21 protein-coding genes and 1 tRNA gene are annotated in these 15,850 nt (G+C 66.5%); 9 read left to right on the top strand and 13 right to left on the bottom strand.

Going from position 1 to position 15,850, the window contains the following annotated elements; translation table 11 throughout:
• Positions 1–9: 9 nt before the first annotated feature.
• The 4 genes from NKT36_RS01660 to NKT36_RS01675 form a co-directional block, all read right to left on the bottom strand.
• Complete coding sequence (locus tag NKT36_RS01660) at positions 10–783, bottom strand: DUF5803 family protein (RefSeq protein ID WP_327052212.1); 774 nt, start codon at positions 781–783, stop codon at positions 10–12.
• Positions 780–1,445, bottom strand: a complete 666-nt coding sequence (locus tag NKT36_RS01665) for a DUF2110 family protein (RefSeq protein WP_327052213.1) — start codon at positions 1,443–1,445, stop codon at positions 780–782. Before NKT36_RS01665 ends, NKT36_RS01660 begins: the two co-directional genes overlap by 4 nt.
• Entirely contained in the window at positions 1,445–1,972 is a 528-nt protein-coding gene (gene tfe / locus NKT36_RS01670) for a transcription factor E (protein WP_327052214.1), read from the bottom strand. The genes NKT36_RS01665 and tfe overlap by 1 nt, the downstream gene beginning before the upstream one ends.
• Positions 1,973–2,061: 89 nt before the next feature.
• A complete protein-coding gene (locus NKT36_RS01675; protein ID WP_327052215.1) occupies positions 2,062–2,604 on the bottom strand; it encodes a tRNA (cytidine(56)-2'-O)-methyltransferase in 543 nt (180 codons plus the stop codon).
• A 72-nt stretch (positions 2,605–2,676) separates the two neighbouring features.
• On the opposite strand from NKT36_RS01675, the gene NKT36_RS01680 reads away from it, so the two are divergent.
• Entirely contained in the window at positions 2,677–3,606 is a 930-nt protein-coding gene (locus NKT36_RS01680; protein WP_327052216.1) for an NAD-dependent epimerase/dehydratase family protein, read from the top strand.
• Between the two features lies 1 nt (position 3,607).
• Here the strand turns inward: NKT36_RS01680 and NKT36_RS01685 are convergent, their stop codons facing one another.
• On the bottom strand, positions 3,608–3,982 hold the full coding sequence (locus tag NKT36_RS01685; RefSeq protein ID WP_327052217.1) for a BsuPI-related putative proteinase inhibitor: 375 nt from the start codon (positions 3,980–3,982) through the stop codon (positions 3,608–3,610).
• Positions 3,983–4,121: 139 nt separating this feature from the next.
• Between NKT36_RS01685 and NKT36_RS01690 the strand changes: the two genes are divergently transcribed.
• The 3 genes from NKT36_RS01690 to NKT36_RS01700 all read left to right on the top strand — a co-directional run bounded on the left by NKT36_RS01690 (position 4,122) and on the right by NKT36_RS01700 (position 6,169).
• The gene (locus NKT36_RS01690; RefSeq protein WP_327052218.1) at positions 4,122–4,523 is read left to right on the top strand and encodes a YlbF family regulator; all 402 of its coding nucleotides are present in this window, start codon (positions 4,122–4,124) and stop codon (positions 4,521–4,523) included.
• Between the two features lie 155 nt (positions 4,524–4,678).
• The gene (locus NKT36_RS01695; protein ID WP_327052219.1) at positions 4,679–4,936 is read left to right on the top strand and encodes a hypothetical protein; all 258 of its coding nucleotides are present in this window, start codon (positions 4,679–4,681) and stop codon (positions 4,934–4,936) included.
• Between the two features lie 90 nt (positions 4,937–5,026).
• Positions 5,027–6,169, top strand: a complete 1,143-nt coding sequence (locus NKT36_RS01700) for an acyl-CoA dehydrogenase (protein ID WP_327052220.1) — start codon at positions 5,027–5,029, stop codon at positions 6,167–6,169.
• A gap of 48 nt (positions 6,170–6,217) precedes the next feature.
• On the opposite strand, the gene NKT36_RS01705 is transcribed toward NKT36_RS01700, so the two are convergent.
• Complete coding sequence (locus tag NKT36_RS01705) at positions 6,218–6,517, bottom strand: PadR family transcriptional regulator (RefSeq protein WP_327052221.1); 300 nt, start codon at positions 6,515–6,517, stop codon at positions 6,218–6,220.
• A 203-nt stretch (positions 6,518–6,720) separates the two neighbouring features.
• On the opposite strand from NKT36_RS01705, the gene NKT36_RS01710 reads away from it, so the two are divergent.
• Both NKT36_RS01710 and NKT36_RS01715 read left to right on the top strand, forming a co-directional pair.
• Entirely contained in the window at positions 6,721–8,271 is a 1,551-nt protein-coding gene (locus NKT36_RS01710) for a hypothetical protein (RefSeq protein ID WP_327052222.1), read from the top strand.
• Between the two features lie 90 nt (positions 8,272–8,361).
• Positions 8,362–8,793 (top strand): plastocyanin/azurin family copper-binding protein, encoded by a 432-nt coding sequence (locus NKT36_RS01715; protein WP_327052223.1) that lies wholly within the window; start codon positions 8,362–8,364, stop codon positions 8,791–8,793.
• 127 nt (positions 8,794–8,920) lie between these two features.
• Here the strand turns inward: NKT36_RS01715 and NKT36_RS01720 are convergent, their stop codons facing one another.
• From NKT36_RS01720 to NKT36_RS01735, 4 genes are read right to left on the bottom strand one after another with little or no spacing between them, the layout of a single operon-like run.
• Positions 8,921–9,556: a 30S ribosomal protein S3ae gene (locus NKT36_RS01720; RefSeq protein ID WP_327052224.1), complete on the bottom strand. Its 636-nt coding sequence runs from the start codon at positions 9,554–9,556 to the stop codon at positions 8,921–8,923.
• The gene (locus NKT36_RS01725) at positions 9,549–9,788 is read right to left on the bottom strand and encodes a KEOPS complex subunit Pcc1 (RefSeq protein ID WP_327052225.1); all 240 of its coding nucleotides are present in this window, start codon (positions 9,786–9,788) and stop codon (positions 9,549–9,551) included. The genes NKT36_RS01720 and NKT36_RS01725 overlap by 8 nt, the downstream gene beginning before the upstream one ends.
• Entirely contained in the window at positions 9,785–10,945 is a 1,161-nt protein-coding gene (locus NKT36_RS01730) for an exonuclease RecJ (RefSeq protein WP_327052226.1), read from the bottom strand. Before NKT36_RS01730 ends, NKT36_RS01725 begins: the two co-directional genes overlap by 4 nt.
• Complete coding sequence (locus NKT36_RS01735; RefSeq protein WP_327052227.1) at positions 10,946–11,410, bottom strand: 30S ribosomal protein S15; 465 nt, start codon at positions 11,408–11,410, stop codon at positions 10,946–10,948.
• Between the two features lie 321 nt (positions 11,411–11,731).
• On the opposite strand from NKT36_RS01735, the gene NKT36_RS01740 reads away from it, so the two are divergent.
• Positions 11,732–11,803, top strand: a tRNA-Ala gene (locus NKT36_RS01740).
• Positions 11,804–12,266: 463 nt separating this feature from the next.
• Here NKT36_RS01740 and NKT36_RS01745 read toward each other — a convergent pair.
• Positions 12,267–12,551 (bottom strand): hypothetical protein, encoded by a 285-nt coding sequence (locus tag NKT36_RS01745; RefSeq protein WP_327052228.1) that lies wholly within the window; start codon positions 12,549–12,551, stop codon positions 12,267–12,269.
• A 437-nt stretch (positions 12,552–12,988) separates the two neighbouring features.
• On the bottom strand, positions 12,989–13,348 hold the full coding sequence (locus NKT36_RS01750; RefSeq protein WP_327052229.1) for a hypothetical protein: 360 nt from the start codon (positions 13,346–13,348) through the stop codon (positions 12,989–12,991).
• A gap of 179 nt (positions 13,349–13,527) precedes the next feature.
• Between NKT36_RS01750 and NKT36_RS01755 the strand changes: the two genes are divergently transcribed.
• Both NKT36_RS01755 and NKT36_RS01760 read left to right on the top strand, forming a co-directional pair.
• On the top strand, positions 13,528–13,734 hold the full coding sequence (locus tag NKT36_RS01755) for a hypothetical protein (protein WP_327052230.1): 207 nt from the start codon (positions 13,528–13,530) through the stop codon (positions 13,732–13,734).
• Between the two features lie 316 nt (positions 13,735–14,050).
• Positions 14,051–14,485 (top strand): hypothetical protein, encoded by a 435-nt coding sequence (locus NKT36_RS01760; protein WP_327052231.1) that lies wholly within the window; start codon positions 14,051–14,053, stop codon positions 14,483–14,485.
• A 61-nt stretch (positions 14,486–14,546) separates the two neighbouring features.
• Here the strand turns inward: NKT36_RS01760 and NKT36_RS01765 are convergent, their stop codons facing one another.
• Positions 14,547–15,701 (bottom strand): mechanosensitive ion channel family protein, encoded by a 1,155-nt coding sequence (locus NKT36_RS01765; protein ID WP_327052232.1) that lies wholly within the window; start codon positions 15,699–15,701, stop codon positions 14,547–14,549.
• Positions 15,702–15,850: the final 149 nt, after the last annotated feature.

Here is a 15,850-nt window from a genome sequence, read left to right on the forward strand (position 1 = left end):
AGAAAAGTCCTATCGCATCCCCGGCGGCGGCCCGCCATCGCCGATGTCGTCGTCCGACACGTCGACGTCGAGGCCCATCTCCTCGCGCTTCTCCTCCAGCTTTCGGATCTGGAACCGGAAGTACGCGAGCCCGAGCAGCGCGACGACGGCGAGGACGCCGACGATGCCGCCGAAGATGAGCTCGTCGCGCACGAGGTAGTACCGTGCGGTGATGGAGCCGGCCGTCACCGGTTCGTCCCACGTCAGGTGCACCCGGCCGTCGACGAGTTCCTTCTCGTAGCCGCCCGGCTGGACGTCGCTGAGCAGGAAGTTGTCGACGCGCATCCCCTCCGGCAGCACCACCTCGTAGGTTCGCTCGTCGAGGTACGTCGGCACGCTGAACGTCTTCCCGCGGCGCGACGTCTCATACGCCAGCTTCCCTTCGTCCGCCGGCGGGGTGATGACCGTCTTCTTGTTCGTCTTCTCCACGTCGATCTGTTTCGCGCCGACGACGGTCCCGTTGGGGTACCGGAACTGCACCGCCGTAATCTCGACGGGCTGTTTGCCGCCCAGCGACTCGTACTGGTAGAGCGCCAGCGAGTCTTCGCCGTCGAGTTCGTAGACCGCCTTGTAGCTGCCGCTGGACACGTTCATCGCCACCTCCTGCGAGGAGTTCCACTCGTAGTCTGCGTCCTTGTTCAGCTTGTCCTGGCTGATCTCGCCGGGACCGAACACCGACGTGCAGCCGGCGCTGGCGGCGAGCACGGCTAGCATCCCGAACGCGAACAGCAGGCGTCTGTTCATGGAATGACGCAACGAATCTCGGCCGGGAGGTAGTCGCCGATGCTGGCGAGCAGGCCTGGCGGGTCCGTGTCTTCCGTGCAGACGATGCTCTGTTCCAGCAGGCCGAGGCGTTCGACGGTGACGATGTCCTCGGCGTGACCGGCGCGGTTGACGGTCGCCCGCACCTCGCCGCGCGTCGCGCTGTTGACGTTCACCCGGCCCGTCCCGCGGGTCCAGTCGAACAGCCGGTCGCGCTCCTCGTCGGCGAGTCGCGGCGTGTCGCCCGCGACGAACCGCATCGGGAGGTGCTGGACGAGACCGAACCGCTCGACGATCTGGACCGGCGAGCCGGGGCCGAGCCCGAGTTCGTCTGACGGAATCTCGACCTCGGTCCCCGCGTCGAGGACGAGGCCGTCCTCGTCCCACCCTTCGAGGGTGCCGACGTAGGTCTCGCCGTCCTGGAGTTCGGGGGTTATCTCGCCCCACTCCTCGCGGAGGACGTTGCGCGCCACGACCGCGTCCTCGCCCTCGACGGTCACCGAGACGAAGTCGTCGTGTCGCACGCCGACGTCGTACTCGACGTCCAGGTCGCCGATGTCGTTCGCGACGAGCGAGTCGAGCGCGTCGCGCGACCGCTCGTTCGCGTCACCGCCGACGTACAGTTTGGTGGCCAGGACGACCATTATGCACCGAGTTCCTCGACGTTGAGCTCGGACTCCAGCGCGTCGATGCGGTCGTCCATCGACTCGACGAGTCGCGAGTTCTCCATCGACTCGAGCGGCGAGCCACACTCGGGGCACTCGAAGCCGAAGTCCATCGCCTCGCCGAACTCGAAGCGGAGCGAACACACCTCACAGAGGTAGAACTCGTGGGTCCGCTCGTACTCGCGGCGCTGGCGGAGCGCCTCCAGCAGGCGGTACATCTCCTCCTCGAGGTTCTCCGGGATCTTGTCGTACTCGAACGTCCAGAGGTAGGTCAGCCAGCCGGAGTCCTCGTCGCGGAGCCGCCGGTAGCTCGCGAGGTCGTTCTCGTAGAGGATGAACAGCGCGCGACGGACGTCGTTGAGTTCGAGGTCCAGTTCCTCGGCGAGTTCCTCGTCCGTGACCTCGCCGTCCGGGGGCGCGGCGGCGACCGGCATCCCCTTCGGTCCGACAAGTTCGTGGAGATACTTCTGGATCACCGGATCGCTCAGCAGGTCCTCGAAAGCCATTGATACGTTAAACGGGGGCACTCATCCGTTTAAAACCATCGGGAGCGGGTCGGTCGGCTCGTACGCTTCGCTCGTTCTCCCCGTCGGCGTCACTCCTCGTCGACCGGTCGCACCGTCTTCCCCGTCTCCTCGGGGACGACCCGGCGGTCCGCGTTCCTCCACTCGCGGTCCAGTTCGCGGCCCTCGAACAGGCGGTCGAGGAACACCGCCAGGCCCGCGACCTCCGAGTGGGGCTGGTTCGTCACGCCGACGTTGTAGTCGGCGGCCTCGTACACGTCGAAGGGCACCTTCTCCGCGCCGACGACCACCAGCAGTGGTTCCTCGCGGTGGCGCTCGCGGATATCGCCCTCCACGTCCTGGACGCGTTCGCCGTACATCGTCAGGTGGACGACCGTCCCCTCCCAGTCGCGGACGAGCGCCGTCTGGCTGCCCGACAGTTCGACGTCGAACGGCCCGCCGAACCGGCCGGTGATGTCCTCGACGGTGTCGCGAGACTTCCCTGCGTTGTCGGGGAAGACGACGCGGTCGGCGCCGAGCGCTCGGGCGGTGAGTCCGACGTGGGTGGTCATCCGCTCGTCCCGGCCGGGGCGGTGGCCCAGGCGGACGACGACGACCTCCGGTTCGTCTTGCATAGCAAGAGGTGGACGGCGCGCCGGTTAGGGGGTTTCGGAACGCACTTGACCCTCGCTCGCGCACGACGGCGCATGAAGCTCTCCGACAAGCGAGTGCTCGTCACCGGCGGCGCGGGACTCGTCGGTTCGCACCTCGCGAAGCGACTCGCGGCGGACAACCACGTCGTCGTCGCGGACGACCTCTCGAAGGGCGACCGCGACCGCGTCACGGGCGACGCCGAGTTCGTGCAGGCCGACATGACCGACCCCGACGACGTGGCCGAGGTCGTCACGGAGGACCTCGACGTCGTCTTCCACTTCGCCGCCTACACGGACACCAACTACGACGACGACCGGAAGCTGTTCGAGGAGAACGGCGCGATGACGTACAACGTCCTCGAACGCATGGACGAGGTCGGCGTGGACAAGATCGCCTTCACCTCCTCCTCGACCGTCTACGGCGAGGCCCCGATGCCGACCCCCGAGGACTACGCGCCGCTGGAACCCATCAGCATCTACGGGTCGAGCAAGCTCGCCGACGAGAGCCTGATATCGACCTACGCCCACTCCTACGGGATGCAGGCGTGGGTCTACCGCTTCGCCAACATCGTCGGCCCCCACCAGCGCGGCAACGTCGTCCCCGACTTCATCGAGAAGTTGCTCGACGACCCCGAGACGCTGACCATCCTCGGCAACGGTCGCCAGGAGAAGTCCTACCTCCACGTCGAGGACTGCATCGACGCGATGTGCCACGTCGTCGAACACGCCGACGACGACCTGAACATCTACAACCTCGGCACGCGCACGACCACCTCGGTCAACGCCATCGCCGACATCGTCAGCGACGAGATGGGCCTCGACCCCGACTACGAGTACACCGGCGGCGACCGTGGCTGGACCGGCGACGTCCCGAAGATGCGGCTCTCCATCGAGAAGCTCTCCGCGCTCGGCTGGGAGCCACCGACCAGCAGCGACGACGCCGTCCGCAGGGCTACCCGCCAGCTCCACGAGGAGCTGCGGTAACCTACACGGAGACGTCGGTCCGCGCCGCCACCTGCTCCTCCACCGCCTCGTCGGTCACCGCGAGCGTCGCGACCACCTCGTACTCGCCCGGCTCCGGGTCGGGCCACTCGCCGCGGTACGTTCGCTCCGCGCCACGTTCGAAGGTCTCGGGGCGGAGCGCCTGGGTGAACATACGCCCCTCGCTCGCGCGCCAGACCTCGACCTCGTCGGCACGGTCGTCCTCGCCCTCCGCGTCGACGTCGAGCACGGTGAAGTCGGCCCCCAGCCCGCTCCGGAACGTCACCTCGACGGGGTCGTCGCCGGCGTTCCGGACGACGAGTTCGAACGTGACCGCGTCGTCCGACGGCGTCGCCGTCAGCTCGCTTTCGAGCGTCATGCGGACCGGTTCGCCACCCGTCCGGGAAAATTTTGGGTCGCGACAGACCCCGACGTTCGCGAAGCAGCCCGCTCGGTGGTGCGACGGTCGCCGTCGGTGACCCGGCAGGTTGAAACCGGTCCAGCCCGAAACGCGGCCCATGAGCATCGACGCTGACGCGACGACGGAGGAGAGCGGCGAGTCGGTCGAACGGCTCGCGACCGAACTGGGCGAGGCTATCGTCGAGACGCCCACGTACCAGCGGTTCGAGGAGGCGAAGGAGGCCGTCGAGAACGACGAGGAGGCCCAGGAGCGCATCAAGGAGTTCGAGCAGATCCGCCAGGAGTTCATGCTAGCGCGCCAGACGGGCGAGGCGACCCAGGAGAGCGTCCAGAAGGTCCAGGAGGCCCAGCAGGAACTCCACGCCCTCCCCGTCATGGACGAGTACCTCGACGCGCAGGACGAACTGCAGTCCCGGCTGGAGACCCTGAACGAGGCCATCTCGGAACCGCTCGCGGTCGACTTCGGCGGCGAGGCCGGCGGCTGCTGCGAGAACGAGTAACGCGACGCCGGCAGTTCCGGACCCGTCACCGCCGTCGTTCTTCTCTACCCGGCGTGCCGTCAGTTCTCCAGGCGACCGTCACAACCACCGACTGGTTTCAACGGCTTTCGTACGCGCCCCGAACCCTTACCCGCCGCACGCCCGTTCGGCTCGACGTGTTCCGAATCCTGTCCACGCTGTCGTCGCTCGCCGCCGCGGTCGTACCGCCCATCGCATCGCTCCGGAACGGGTCGCTCGACAAGCTCAACGTCGCGTCGCTGGTCGCGCAGGCCGGGTACGCGTTCAAGCGCGGCGACTCCAAGCGCGCCCTGCTGTTGCTCGGCGCTGCCTCGATCGCGCCGAAGTTCCGCGGCGCGTCCTACGTCATCCAGGGCGCGCTCACGCTCGACTCCCTCCGCCGACGGCTGACCTGAAGCGGCGGCGTCACCTTGGTACGGCGCTTCGCCCCGGCGCGCTAGCGCGGGATGGGAAAAGTAAAGGACTGAGTCGCCCCAGTACTCCGCATGGACTTCAGCCTCTCAGCCGAGCAGAAGCAGATTCGCGACATGGTCGCGGAGTTCGCCGACGAGGAGATCAAACCGCGAGCGGCCGAGATCGACGAGACCGACGAGTTCCCGCAGGACCTCGTCGACCAGATGGCCGACCTCGGCCTGATGGGCATGCCGTTCCCCGAGGAGTACGGCGGTGCCGGACTCGACTACCACTCCTACGCCATCGGCCTGGAGGAGATCTCCCGCGGGAGCGGCGGTCTCGGCACCATCGTCGCCGCCCACACCAGCCTCGCTGGTAACATGCTGTACGCGTTCGGCGACGAAGAGCAGAAACAGGAGTACCTCACGCCGCTGAACCAGGGCGAGGACGTCGGCGCGTTCGCGCTGTCGGAACCCGGCGCTGGCAGCGACGTCCCCGCGATGGACACGACGGCCGAGAAGGACGACGACGAGTACGTCCTCAACGGCGGCAAGCTCTGGATATCGAACGGCTCGGTCGCCGACACCGTGACGGTGTTCGCCAAGACCGACCCCGAGGCGGGCAACCGCGGCATCTCCTCGTTCGTCGTCCGCCCCGACGAGGACGACGGCTTCCACGTCGAGGGGACCGAGCACAAGCTCGGCGACAAGGGCTGTCCGACCGCGGAACTGCGCTTCTCGGACATGCACATTCCGGAAGACCGCCTGCTCGGCGAGGAGGGCGACGGCTTCGTCCACGCGCTGAAGACGCTCAACGGCGGCCGCATCACCATCGCCGCGCGGTCCATCGGCCTCGCGCGCGCCGCGCTGGAGGACTCGCTCGTCTACGCCCAGGACCGCGAGCAGTTCGACCAGCCCATCAGCGACTTCCAGACCATCCAGCACAAGCTGGCCGACATGGACACGAAGGTCCAGGCCGCGAAGCTGCTGATGCACCGCGCCGCCGACCGCAAGATGCGCGGCGAGGACTACATCAAGCAGGCCGCCCAGGCGAAGCTGTTCGCGAGCGAGATCTCCCGCGAGGTCGCCAACGAGGGCATCCAGATCCACGGCGGCTACGGCTACACCACCGACTTCGACGTCGAACGCTACTACCGCGACGCGAAGCTGAACGAGATCTACGAGGGGACGAGCGAGGTGCTGCGCAACACCATCGCCAACGAGCTGCTCGACTGACGACCGCACTCGACTGACGACCGGCCGCCTGTCGTCCCTCTCCCGTCCTCACTCCTCCTGCGATCTCTCTCCCGCTGCTATCCGCTCGCCGAGCCAGTCGTAGTGGTCGAGCAGCGCCCGCTCGCCTGCCGCCGTCAGCGAGTACAGGTCCTTCAGTTCGGCCTCGCGGCGCTCGACGTGGCCGCTCCGCTCCAGCTTCTCCAGCAGCGAGTAGAACCGCTTGGGGTCGAGGCGCGTGTCGTAGTGGGACTCCAGTCGCGTCTTCAGTCGCTGCCCGGGGAGTTCGCCCGCCTCGTACAGCAGCGCGCAGGCGTCGCGCCGGGTGCCGCTCTGGTGGTACCGCGTCATGGACGGGCGAACGAACTCGGCCGTCACGTCAGTTCTGGTTTCGAGGGCGGTCCCGGCAGCGCCGGCAGCGGTGGCCCGCGCGCGTGTCCGTTAACCGCGTCTCTAGCCGCGCGTCGCCAACCACGCTGCTCCGCCGGCCGGCGTCGCCGTCTCCTCGACCCGTAGCCCGTAGATTGAAACGGGTGGACTACGACTGGCCCCCTATGACGGACGATGACCTCGCGTCGATGGTAGACGAGGTGCTGGCAGTGGACCCCCAGGAGTTCCAGGGCGAGGTCGAGGCCGAGGCAGAGGTCATCAAACGCGAGCTCGCGGACGGCGTCTTCGACAACCCGCAGGCCATCGTGGGGTTCGAGTACGAGTTCTACGCCGTCGACGCCGAGTCGAGCGCGCTGGCCAGGGTGCCGCGCCGGCTGCTCGAACTCATCGGCTTCGAGAAGGAGCTGGGCCTGCACAACGCCGAGATGTCGACCAGTCCGCAGCCGCTGAACCGGCACGGACTCGCCGCCCAGGAGTCGGAGGTGAAGGCCCGACTCTCTGCAGCCGAGAACCGCACGAGCACCGAAGGGATGCGGCTGGTCAGCGACGGCCTCTGGACCATCCCGCCGGAGGGCGAGACGGCCCGCGAGTACCTGACCGACAGCGTCGACGACGACGGGACGCGCATCGCGTCGAACATGAGCGACTCGGTGCGCTACCACGCGATGGCGAACGCGGCCGGGAAGTCAGGCACCGCGCCGGCGGGGATGGAGCTCGACGGCCCGCACGTCTCGCTGTCGGCGGACACCGTCATGCCCGAGAGCCTCATCACCTCCATCCAGCCACACTACCAGGTCCCCCACGCCCGCGACCTGCCGACGTACTTCAAGTACGCCGTCCGCATCGCCGGCCCGCTGCTCGCGCTCGGCGTCAACTCGCCGTTCTACCCACCCGACCTCTACGACGAGGACGCGACCCCGGACGAGATCGTCGAGGACGCGTGGATGTCGAACCGCATCGACGTCTTCGAGTCGGTGCTGAACGCGTCCGGCGACACCGGCGACAAGGTTCGGTTCCCCGACGAGTTCGACACCGTCGAGGCGGCGGTGGACGCAATCGCCGCCGACGAGACCATCGTCCCGATGCCGGTCGAACCAGCCTCCCGGTTCGACGACGAGTTCGCTCACTTCCGGCTGAAGCACGGCACCTACTGGCGGTGGGTGCGCCCCGTCTTCGGCGGGGCGACCCGCTCGGCCGCGAACGCTCGCATCGAGTTCCGTCCCATCGCCGCCCAGCCGACCGTCCGGGACGGCATCGCCTTCCAGGCCGCGTTCGCCGGCCTGCTCGAGAGCATGTTCCGGCGTGAACACCCCGTCCGGCACCTCGACTGGGTCATCGCCCGGGACAACTTCTACGCCGCGATGCGCGACGGGCTCGACGCCGACCTCTACTGGATCGCCAACGACGGCGCCGAGACGACGGACACCGAGACGCTGTTCGCGGACCTGTTCGCCCACGCGAAGGACGGCCTCACCTCACGCGGCCTCTCGGAGGAGGAGGCAGCGAAGTACCTCTGGCCGCTCCGCCAGCGCGCTCGCCACCGCGTGACGCCCGCCGAGTGGAAGCGCCGCGAGGTCCGCGAGCGACTCGACGAGGGCGCGAGCTTCGAGGACGCTGTCGTCGAGACCCAGCGCACCTACATCGACCACCAGGAGGAAACGCTCATCGAGGGGAGTTTCGCGGACTGGGTCGGTCGCGGGTCGACGGAACTCTGAGTCGCCACCCGGCACTACGGGCCCCGCTGCGCAGCGCCCGACCAACCCGGTTCCGAGAGACATATACGACCAGCGTCCGGACGGTGAGACATGAACCGCCGAGCGTTCCTGGCCGGGTCTACCAGTGCGGTGGCCGTCGGGCTGTCCGGCTGTCTGGGGATCCTGAACACCGGTGGCGACACCGAAAGCGGTGACTTCGACGTCGGTATGGGGTCGAGCTTCTTCGAACCCCGGAAACTGGAAGTGACGGTCGGCACGACGGTCGTCTGGAAGAACACCGGTATGCGCCGCCACACCGTCACGGCGTACGAGAACTCCCTCCCCGACGGTGCCGAGTACTTCGCCTCGGGCGACTTCGACTCGGAGGCGGCCGCCCGCGACGCGTGGCGCAGCGGCTACGGCGGGACGATCCACCAGGGCAAGACCTACGAGCACACCTTCGAGGTGCCGGGCACCTACGACTACTTCTGCGTCCCCCACGAGGTCAGCGGCATGGCCGGGTCCATCGTCGTCACGGAGTAGACGACGTTCGTTCTTCCGCCACGGAATCGACGTGCGAGGCGCTCACCGGACTATTTCGCAACGCGCAGCTGGGTGGTCGTCTTCCGCGCGAAAAAGGCGGGATTCTCGACTGTTCGAACGAGGGGAGTCAGACTTCGACTTCTTCTTCGTCGACGTCGACGGCCGTCTCCTCCTCGGCGGCGACCTCTTCCGGGCTGGCCTCCAGCGTCGTCTTCTGGATCTCGACGCGGCGCAGCGGGTAGATGGTCTTGGCCTCGCCGTAGATGGCGCTGGAGAGGCGCCCCTCGACGATGCTGTCGACGAGGTCGGCGAAGGTGCGGTCCTCCGCGGCCTCCTGGACGAGGTCGATCATCGTCCGGCGGATGGCCTTCTCCTGGCTGTGGTCGGCCTTCTTCGTCGTGAACGCCACGGGCTGGATCTGGACGCGGTAGTCGTCCGTGGTCAGGACCGTGACGTACGCCTCGACCTTCGACGCGCCGCGGCGCACGAGGCTGCGCAGGTAGTCCCGCGTCAGTTCGTGCTTCACGAAGTCGGTGTAGGCCGCGTCGCTGCCGACGTCCGATATCTTGAATGTCAGCTTCGTGTTGTTCTCGCTGGCGTCGTTGGTGAGATCGCCGAGCGTCGTTTCGATGGTGCGTCCGAGCACCTTGTCCGGTTCGTCCGCGGGGGTGTCACCGAGCGGCTCCCGGTCGAACTGTTCGGGAGCGTGGACGGTGTACCACCGCTTCTCCGTCGCCTGCTTGGAGACTGATCGTTCACTCATGGTTGGTCTGATCTGATCGGTTGGCTGTCTGTACGACCTGCTCCGCCACCGAGAGGTTGACGACGTAGTCGTCGATCGTCGACTGGAGGCCGCCGGTCGTCTCGCGCTCGATCGTCGTGACGACCGTTCCGTCCTCCACCTGCGTGGACATCTCCGGCGTGTTGTCCGGCGCGAGCGCCGCCGCGATTGCGTCGGCGTCCGCCGGTTCCGTCCGGATGGTCGCGCGTCTCATAGTGCCTCCCGGAACGCCTCGAGGAAGTCCGTCGATGCCGCGTCGAACCGTGCGTACCCGCGTCGTGTCGTGCCCGTTCCGTCGCCGCCGACCGCGCTCGCAGCCTCGCGCATCGTCGCGCCGAGGTCGCGGTCGTCGACGGTCGCTGCGGCGGCCTCGTCGTCCGCGACGACCAGCGCCGTCGGCTCGGGCGAGCGGTAGTCCCGGAACAGCCGGGCCGCCGTCTCGACCGGTGCGGCGTCGGTGCGGGCGACGAACAGGCCGTCGTACCGGGCCGTCGTCGCCTCGCGGAGCGTCGCGTGGGCAGCGCCCGCGTGGTCGCGCCACGCGTCGAGCGCCGACGTCCGCGCGTCGTGGCCGAGCGCCAGCGCGACGCCCGTCCCCGGTCGCTCGCGGGCGACCGCGTCGAGCACGTCGGCGTACCCGCCGAGCGTCGCGAACGGCGCGTCCGAGAGCTCGTACGGGCGCAGCGCGCGCTCGACCGTCTCGGCAGCGCGAGCGGTCGCCGACTCCGCGCCGGCGGTAGCGAGCGCGACGAGTGACCCCACCTGACGGTGGGCGTCGTCGTCCAACTCCGCGGGGAGACCGAGCTCGGCGAGCTCTGCCTGCGTCGCCCCGCTATTGCCGGAGAATCCGGCGTGGACGAGCGTCGAGTGCGCCAGCCCGTCGGCGAGGTCCGCCGTCGGGACGGCGACGCCCGGTCGTCGTACGAGTCGGTCGTCCGCTGCGTCGAGCACGTGCGCGTCGTCGCCAGCGCCCGGCGTTCGACCGGCCGCGACGACGCCCGCGAGCGCGAGCACCGGCTCCGGCTCCGCGCCGAGTTCGGCTGCGGCGTCGAAGGCGGTGACGCTCGGTTCGTTCCCGAGCGCCACGTCGCCACCCGACGCGCCGACGGTGACGACGAGGTCGTCTGCATCTTCAGCAGCGTCGTCGCCTGCTTCGTCGGTCTCGGGGACGCGCTCGTTCGGGAACCGGGCCGCACTCGCCTGGAACGGGATGCCGGCGTCGGAGCACGCGCGGGCGAGGATGCCCGTCGCTGCCAGCGACTCACCGTCGGCGCGCGCGACGAGCCGCACGAAGGCGGCGTCGCGCAGCGCGGCGGCTACCTCGCTCGGGGCGGGGGCGTCCTCGTGGGTGGTTCGACCGGCGGTTGACATCTAGTCGAGGAGTTCCTTGGCGGTCTCGTAGGAGTACGTGAAGTCCTCGTCGATCTCGTCGCCCTGGTAGTAGCTGACCAGGCGGCGAACCTTCGACTGGGTGTTCTGGAGCGCGCGCTTGTTCTGCGCGTCGAGCGGGTGCTCGTCCATGTGCTCGCGGAGGCGCACCGCTCGCTCCATCAGGTTACGGAGGTCTTCGGGCAGCTCTGGGTCTGCCTCGTTCTCCTCCAGAATCTCGGTCACCTTCTTGCCGGTGACCGCCTTCACGTCCGGCACGGGGGTGCCGGTCACGCCTTCGTCGCGGAGCTTCAGACCGATCTGGCTCGGGCTGTGGCCCTGTTCCGCGAGTTCGACGACGCGTTCTTCGACGTCTTCGGGGTCGACGTCGCTCCACTCCGGTGGCTCGTCGTCCGTGGGTTTGTCCGAACCGGACGACCCACGGCGTCGTGTGTGCATTCGTGCCATTGTTCGAGGATAGGAACTGCACGAGCCGCTGCGATAGTGGCCGGCGCAAGAGCGCCGTACGCGGAACCGATGGTTCCGCTTGCACGTCCGCAATCCCAAGCCGTGAGACGCGCGACACGCACGGAGTGCGTGAGCGGGCGTGGCCCGCGAGCGACTCCCACGGCGAGTCAGATTTGCGGCTGTGCCGTTCCCGTATTCGTCCGTATCTCCCCGCGCAACTTAAAGGGTTTCCATTCCGGGAGCGGTGTGCCGGGGATGGGCGTGGTGGCGCGATTTCGAGAGGTTTATCAGTACCGCCGGGGAACTGGTAAATGCGAACGCGGGCTCGTAGATCAGCGGTAGATCACTCCCTTGGCATGGGAGAGGCCCCGGGTTCAAATCCCGGCGAGTCCACTATTCTCTCTCGGCATCACCGACGAGCGGTGCGAGTCGCGTGTGCCGAGTGAAATCGGGTCTGTTCGAGACGGGATTTGAACCCTGCCAGTCGCAGCGTCGAGCGGAGCAGGACGACCGTCTGGCTTCGGTTCACAATCCCGGCGAGTCCATCCGTATTTTAAAGCCAAAGCCGCGAGGGCTACTATTCCCAAAGTCAGTGAAAAGACGAGGAATACAACAGCGACCCCTGGAGCTTCCAGGCACTGTGGGTATCCATACTTCGCGCCGATTACTCCGCCGAGCGAGCGCTGGGCTGGTCGACGAGTCGGGGAAATCGTCCTCCTGTTCGCCATCACTACCATTGAACTGCTCTGTGAACCACTCGAACTGTGACTCAGTTACTAATTGCCACGACAGAAAGGAGGCGACTTGGAAGGGCGGCGCAGGTCCGAACCAGCCAGCGGGAGGCTGACAGAGAGGATTAGCCTTCGGACATGTCCGTTACTGCCATTCCGATTCCGTATGTCAGTGAGACTAGCGCGACACCGAACATGAGGAGCCACAAGATAAGGATGAGGTTAAACGGAACGGCCCTCACTCCCTCGGGGAGGACGCCGCGCTTTAGTGCGATCTTATCTGGAACCATCGGGCGGTAGACCAGCTGTGTAACCATCAGAACGAGTCCGGTAGTGGCACCGAAGGCAATCGTCCACCAACTCCCGCCATCGTAGGGGGTCTGTCGGAGGATACTGACGTAGTCTATCATGAGCGTAACCCCGATGGAGTACAGGAGACAGATGGTAATAGTTACTACAGAATAATCCAGTAACAGAAAATGCGAACTTAGGCCGATACATATCCCTGCAACCCCACCAACGAGTGCTGCTCGCTTCGTTGGCGGATTTCGAGTTGCTTTCTTCGATGCTGAAGACGGAGTGGAAGGGTTTGATCGATCGGGGTTCATCTGATACTCACCAGCTGTTGACGGGGAAACCGACTCGGGGAGACCGCCCAACATAAAAATGTAACCGCAACTATAATAAAGAAAGCGATATTCTATAGCAGATTGTTCGTGAGTTCTCGCCGTCTACAGATAAGCAAGGCGAGTGCCTCGGGGGCGTTCGTAAATCGAAGATTTTCGTGATGACGGGAGACCGACGGTCTCTCGAACCACTTGACCCCGATGGAAGCCGACACGAACTTTTAATAGGTATGATTCGTACAGCAGCGTACAGTCAGAAACGCCAAAGACGGCGCATCAAGCCCTCGATGAACGCACGCCAGTCGAGGAGTAAAACTAGACGGTGCCTCGCCTATCGATACCCAAGTATCTCCGACAGACCAGTGAGTTTCTGCCCACACCGGAACCGAGTCGGTATCGGGTATCTCGGCGATCTCCTCGGGCGTCACACTCCCCTGCCGTTCGGCTGTCGTCATCAACTCCTCGAAGGCTCCGTTCGGAACGGCCGGGTTCTCCCCGCGCATCTGAGGGTAGAACTCGGCGGTTCGCTCCAGGGCCTTGCTCCTGGTGTTCTCGCCGGTCGCTTCGAGGAGAGCACCCATCCGGCACTCGCACGAGTCGGTCATCCTGGGGCGCATCGAATTGCACACGGCCCCTGCTGCACACGGCCCCTGCACGCGGTGTGTTCGAATTTGGGGATGCATCTCTTTCATTCTGATCCCCTCCAAAACTCTGCGAGCGAATCAGGCGACTTTTTGGAGGTGAAGAAACAGTGGGAGATATGCCGTCCGAGAAGCTATGTCCGGACTGTACGGAACCGCTGGAGCAGATGGAGTTACAGGGAACCGACGCCGTTGGAACGCTCTCGATCGTCTCGGCGGCTTCGGACGAGGGATTTCTCAGTAGCGTCCGGGCAGACGAGATTCTCACGCCAGTGCCGTACGTCTGTCCCGAGTGCCGACGAACGCTCGTGTACGCCGAAGAGTGACCGGATACTCGAACTCGAACCACCGACTCCGTTGAAACCTTCGGTCGGTGGAAGCCGTCGGAGGCCGTGCTGAACACAGCCTCTCTATCCAGCGCCCGATTCCTGTCGGTGACCCGCGGGTTCGACGGGACCAGCCAGTGCCATCACGAACTCGTCTCTTTGCAACCGCTCCATCAGTAGTCGATTGCCCGTTACGTAGTTAGACGGCACCCCCAACGTCGTCCGGTGTCTGGTCGCCAGCGTCGGCACCCTCCTCGGCGTCGAACTCGTCGCTGTCGCCCCGGTCGGGCTCTACCTGCTCGCGCGTCGACCGCCCGTGACGCAGCTCACCGCGGGCAGCGACTGGCGCATCGACCTGGTGACCGCGGCGTCGTTGCTCGTCGGGAGCGGACTCGTCCGGTACGTCTGGTCGCCGGACCGGTGGGGCGAGCAGGTGAGCGGCGCGGGCACGGCGGTCGTCGCCACGGCGGTGCCGTACGCACTCGTCGAGTCCGTCTGGAACGTCTCCGGGCACGTCACGTTCACCCTCGTACCGACGCTCGTCCTCGCGCTCACGAACGGGGAGATACTGGCCCGCGCTGGCGATCCCGCTCGTGACGATCGTCAACCGCCCGGTCCCGGGCGCGCACACGTGGCTCCTGTCGTTCGGCGGCCTCGCGTTTGGCACGGTCGCCGTGGTGGCTGCCCGTCGGCGGTGAAGATGGCTGAACGGGGGCCTTTGTCGATGACGGTGGTCGGCGTACGTCCCTGAGGGGGTCGGTATCCGTCTTCGAGTAGCGTGACAGGACCAACGATCCAGGGTGCCCCGACGCTCACTTCCTTCGACCGAGTTGCCGGTCCCTGTCGCGACTGTCGACGACGCGGAAGCCACCGGTCTCCTCCCGCGAGGAGACCTCCCGCTGCGGGAAGGGGATCTTCACTCCCTCCCTGTCGAAGGCGGTCTTCACGTCGGCGATCACCGCGGTTATCGCGCGCCACTTGCGTCGACTGCTCGGCCGGTCGATCCAGAACCGGAGTTCGAGGACGACCGCCGATTCGTCGAATCTCGTCAGGACGGCGCGGGGACGGGGTACCTCCAGGACGTGCGTGACGTCGCGCATCGCCCCCTCGGCGATCTGGATCGCGCGATAGGGGTCGGCCGAGTAGTCGATGCCGACCTCGACCTCGAGTCGGAGTCGTCCCTTCCGGCCGTAGTTCTTGATGGTGCTGGACCCGACCACGTCGTTCGGGACGATGACGTACTCGCCGGAGAACGTCTCGATCCGCGTCGTGAACAGCGTGATGTCGGTGACGACGCCTTCCTCCACCACGCCCTCTCCGGTCGGGACGCCGATCCAGTCGCCGATCTCGAACGGGCGCGAGAACATGAGCGTGAACCCGGCGATGAGCGCACCCAGGGTCTCGTTCGCGGCCAGACCGATGATGATGCCGAGGAATCCGGCACCGATGAGGAACGCACGGACGTCCACCTGCCACACGCCGAGCAGCAGGAGTCCCGCGAGGAGGTAGACGCTGACCTCGGAGATCCGGGCGAGGACCTCCCCCTGGTGGCCGGTGATCTGCCTGCTGCTTTTGACGAACCGGTCGATGACGTTGACGACCATCCCCGCGCCCACGTACGACGCCGCGAGGACGCCGAACGTGACCGCGATGCGAGCCCCGGCCGACGTGAGTTGCGAGAAGACGTCGATCGTCGGCGCTGGAGCGGCGGGGTCGTTCCAGAGAGCGAGCGCCCGTTGCCCGATGAGGACCGCAGCGAGTCCACTTACCGTGAGGAGGAAGACGTCAACGAGGCGCGGATTGGCCCGCCGCTTCAGACGCGGGGCGACCTTCCAGAGCACCCACACGACGAACACCGTGACGACGAGAAGCAGCGTCGATAGCAGTACCCGAGCGTCGGGAACCTGGATCGGCAGGGCCAGTTGAAAGACGAAGGTCGGCGAGTTGAACACGGAATCACTTTCCACGGTCGTGGGACACGCTATCCCGGGCGGTCACGGCGATGCCAGACACCCGCCTATTCAGTATCCATCGCAGTGGTCTTGAGTGTGTCGTGAACTCTAAAGTATTCGAACGCTACCGCTATCATTTGAAGATAGGTTCGGAACGGTGCACG

Source organism: Halomicrococcus gelatinilyticus (assembly GCA_024227995.1).
Classification (GTDB): Archaea; Halobacteriota; Halobacteria; order Halobacteriales; family Haladaptataceae; genus Halomicrococcus; species Halomicrococcus gelatinilyticus.

Bases quoted from the DNA above. Each gene is read 5' to 3' on its own strand.
- NKT36_RS01715 (WP_327052223.1), top strand. From the start codon at position 8,362: ATGAACCGCCGAGCGTTCCTGGCCGGGTCTACCAGTGCGGTGGCCGTC.
- NKT36_RS01675 (WP_327052215.1), bottom strand. From the start codon at position 2,604: ATGCAAGACGAACCGGAGGTCGTCGTCGTCCGCCTGGGCCACCGCCCC.
- NKT36_RS01710 (WP_327052222.1), top strand. From the start codon at position 6,721: ATGACGGACGATGACCTCGCGTCGATGGTAGACGAGGTGCTGGCAGTG.
- NKT36_RS01700 (WP_327052220.1), top strand. From the start codon at position 5,027: ATGGACTTCAGCCTCTCAGCCGAGCAGAAGCAGATTCGCGACATGGTC.
- NKT36_RS01660 (WP_327052212.1), bottom strand. From the start codon at position 783: ATGAACAGACGCCTGCTGTTCGCGTTCGGGATGCTAGCCGTGCTCGCC.
- NKT36_RS01755 (WP_327052230.1), top strand. From the start codon at position 13,528: ATGCCGTCCGAGAAGCTATGTCCGGACTGTACGGAACCGCTGGAGCAG.
- NKT36_RS01725 (WP_327052225.1), bottom strand. From the start codon at position 9,788: ATGAGACGCGCGACCATCCGGACGGAACCGGCGGACGCCGACGCAATC.
- NKT36_RS01735 (WP_327052227.1), bottom strand. From the start codon at position 11,410: ATGGCACGAATGCACACACGACGCCGTGGGTCGTCCGGTTCGGACAAA.
- NKT36_RS01685 (WP_327052217.1), bottom strand. From the start codon at position 3,982: ATGACGCTCGAAAGCGAGCTGACGGCGACGCCGTCGGACGACGCGGTC.
- NKT36_RS01665 (WP_327052213.1), bottom strand. From the start codon at position 1,445: ATGGTCGTCCTGGCCACCAAACTGTACGTCGGCGGTGACGCGAACGAG.
- NKT36_RS01730 (WP_327052226.1), bottom strand. From the start codon at position 10,945: ATGTCAACCGCCGGTCGAACCACCCACGAGGACGCCCCCGCCCCGAGC.
- NKT36_RS01745 (WP_327052228.1), bottom strand. From the start codon at position 12,551: ATGATAGACTACGTCAGTATCCTCCGACAGACCCCCTACGATGGCGGG.
- NKT36_RS01750 (WP_327052229.1), bottom strand. From the start codon at position 13,348: ATGGGTGCTCTCCTCGAAGCGACCGGCGAGAACACCAGGAGCAAGGCC.
- NKT36_RS01680 (WP_327052216.1), top strand. From the start codon at position 2,677: ATGAAGCTCTCCGACAAGCGAGTGCTCGTCACCGGCGGCGCGGGACTC.
- NKT36_RS01720 (WP_327052224.1), bottom strand. From the start codon at position 9,556: ATGAGTGAACGATCAGTCTCCAAGCAGGCGACGGAGAAGCGGTGGTAC.
- NKT36_RS01690 (WP_327052218.1), top strand. From the start codon at position 4,122: ATGAGCATCGACGCTGACGCGACGACGGAGGAGAGCGGCGAGTCGGTC.
- NKT36_RS01705 (WP_327052221.1), bottom strand. From the start codon at position 6,517: ATGACGCGGTACCACCAGAGCGGCACCCGGCGCGACGCCTGCGCGCTG.
- tfe (WP_327052214.1), bottom strand. From the start codon at position 1,972: ATGGCTTTCGAGGACCTGCTGAGCGATCCGGTGATCCAGAAGTATCTC.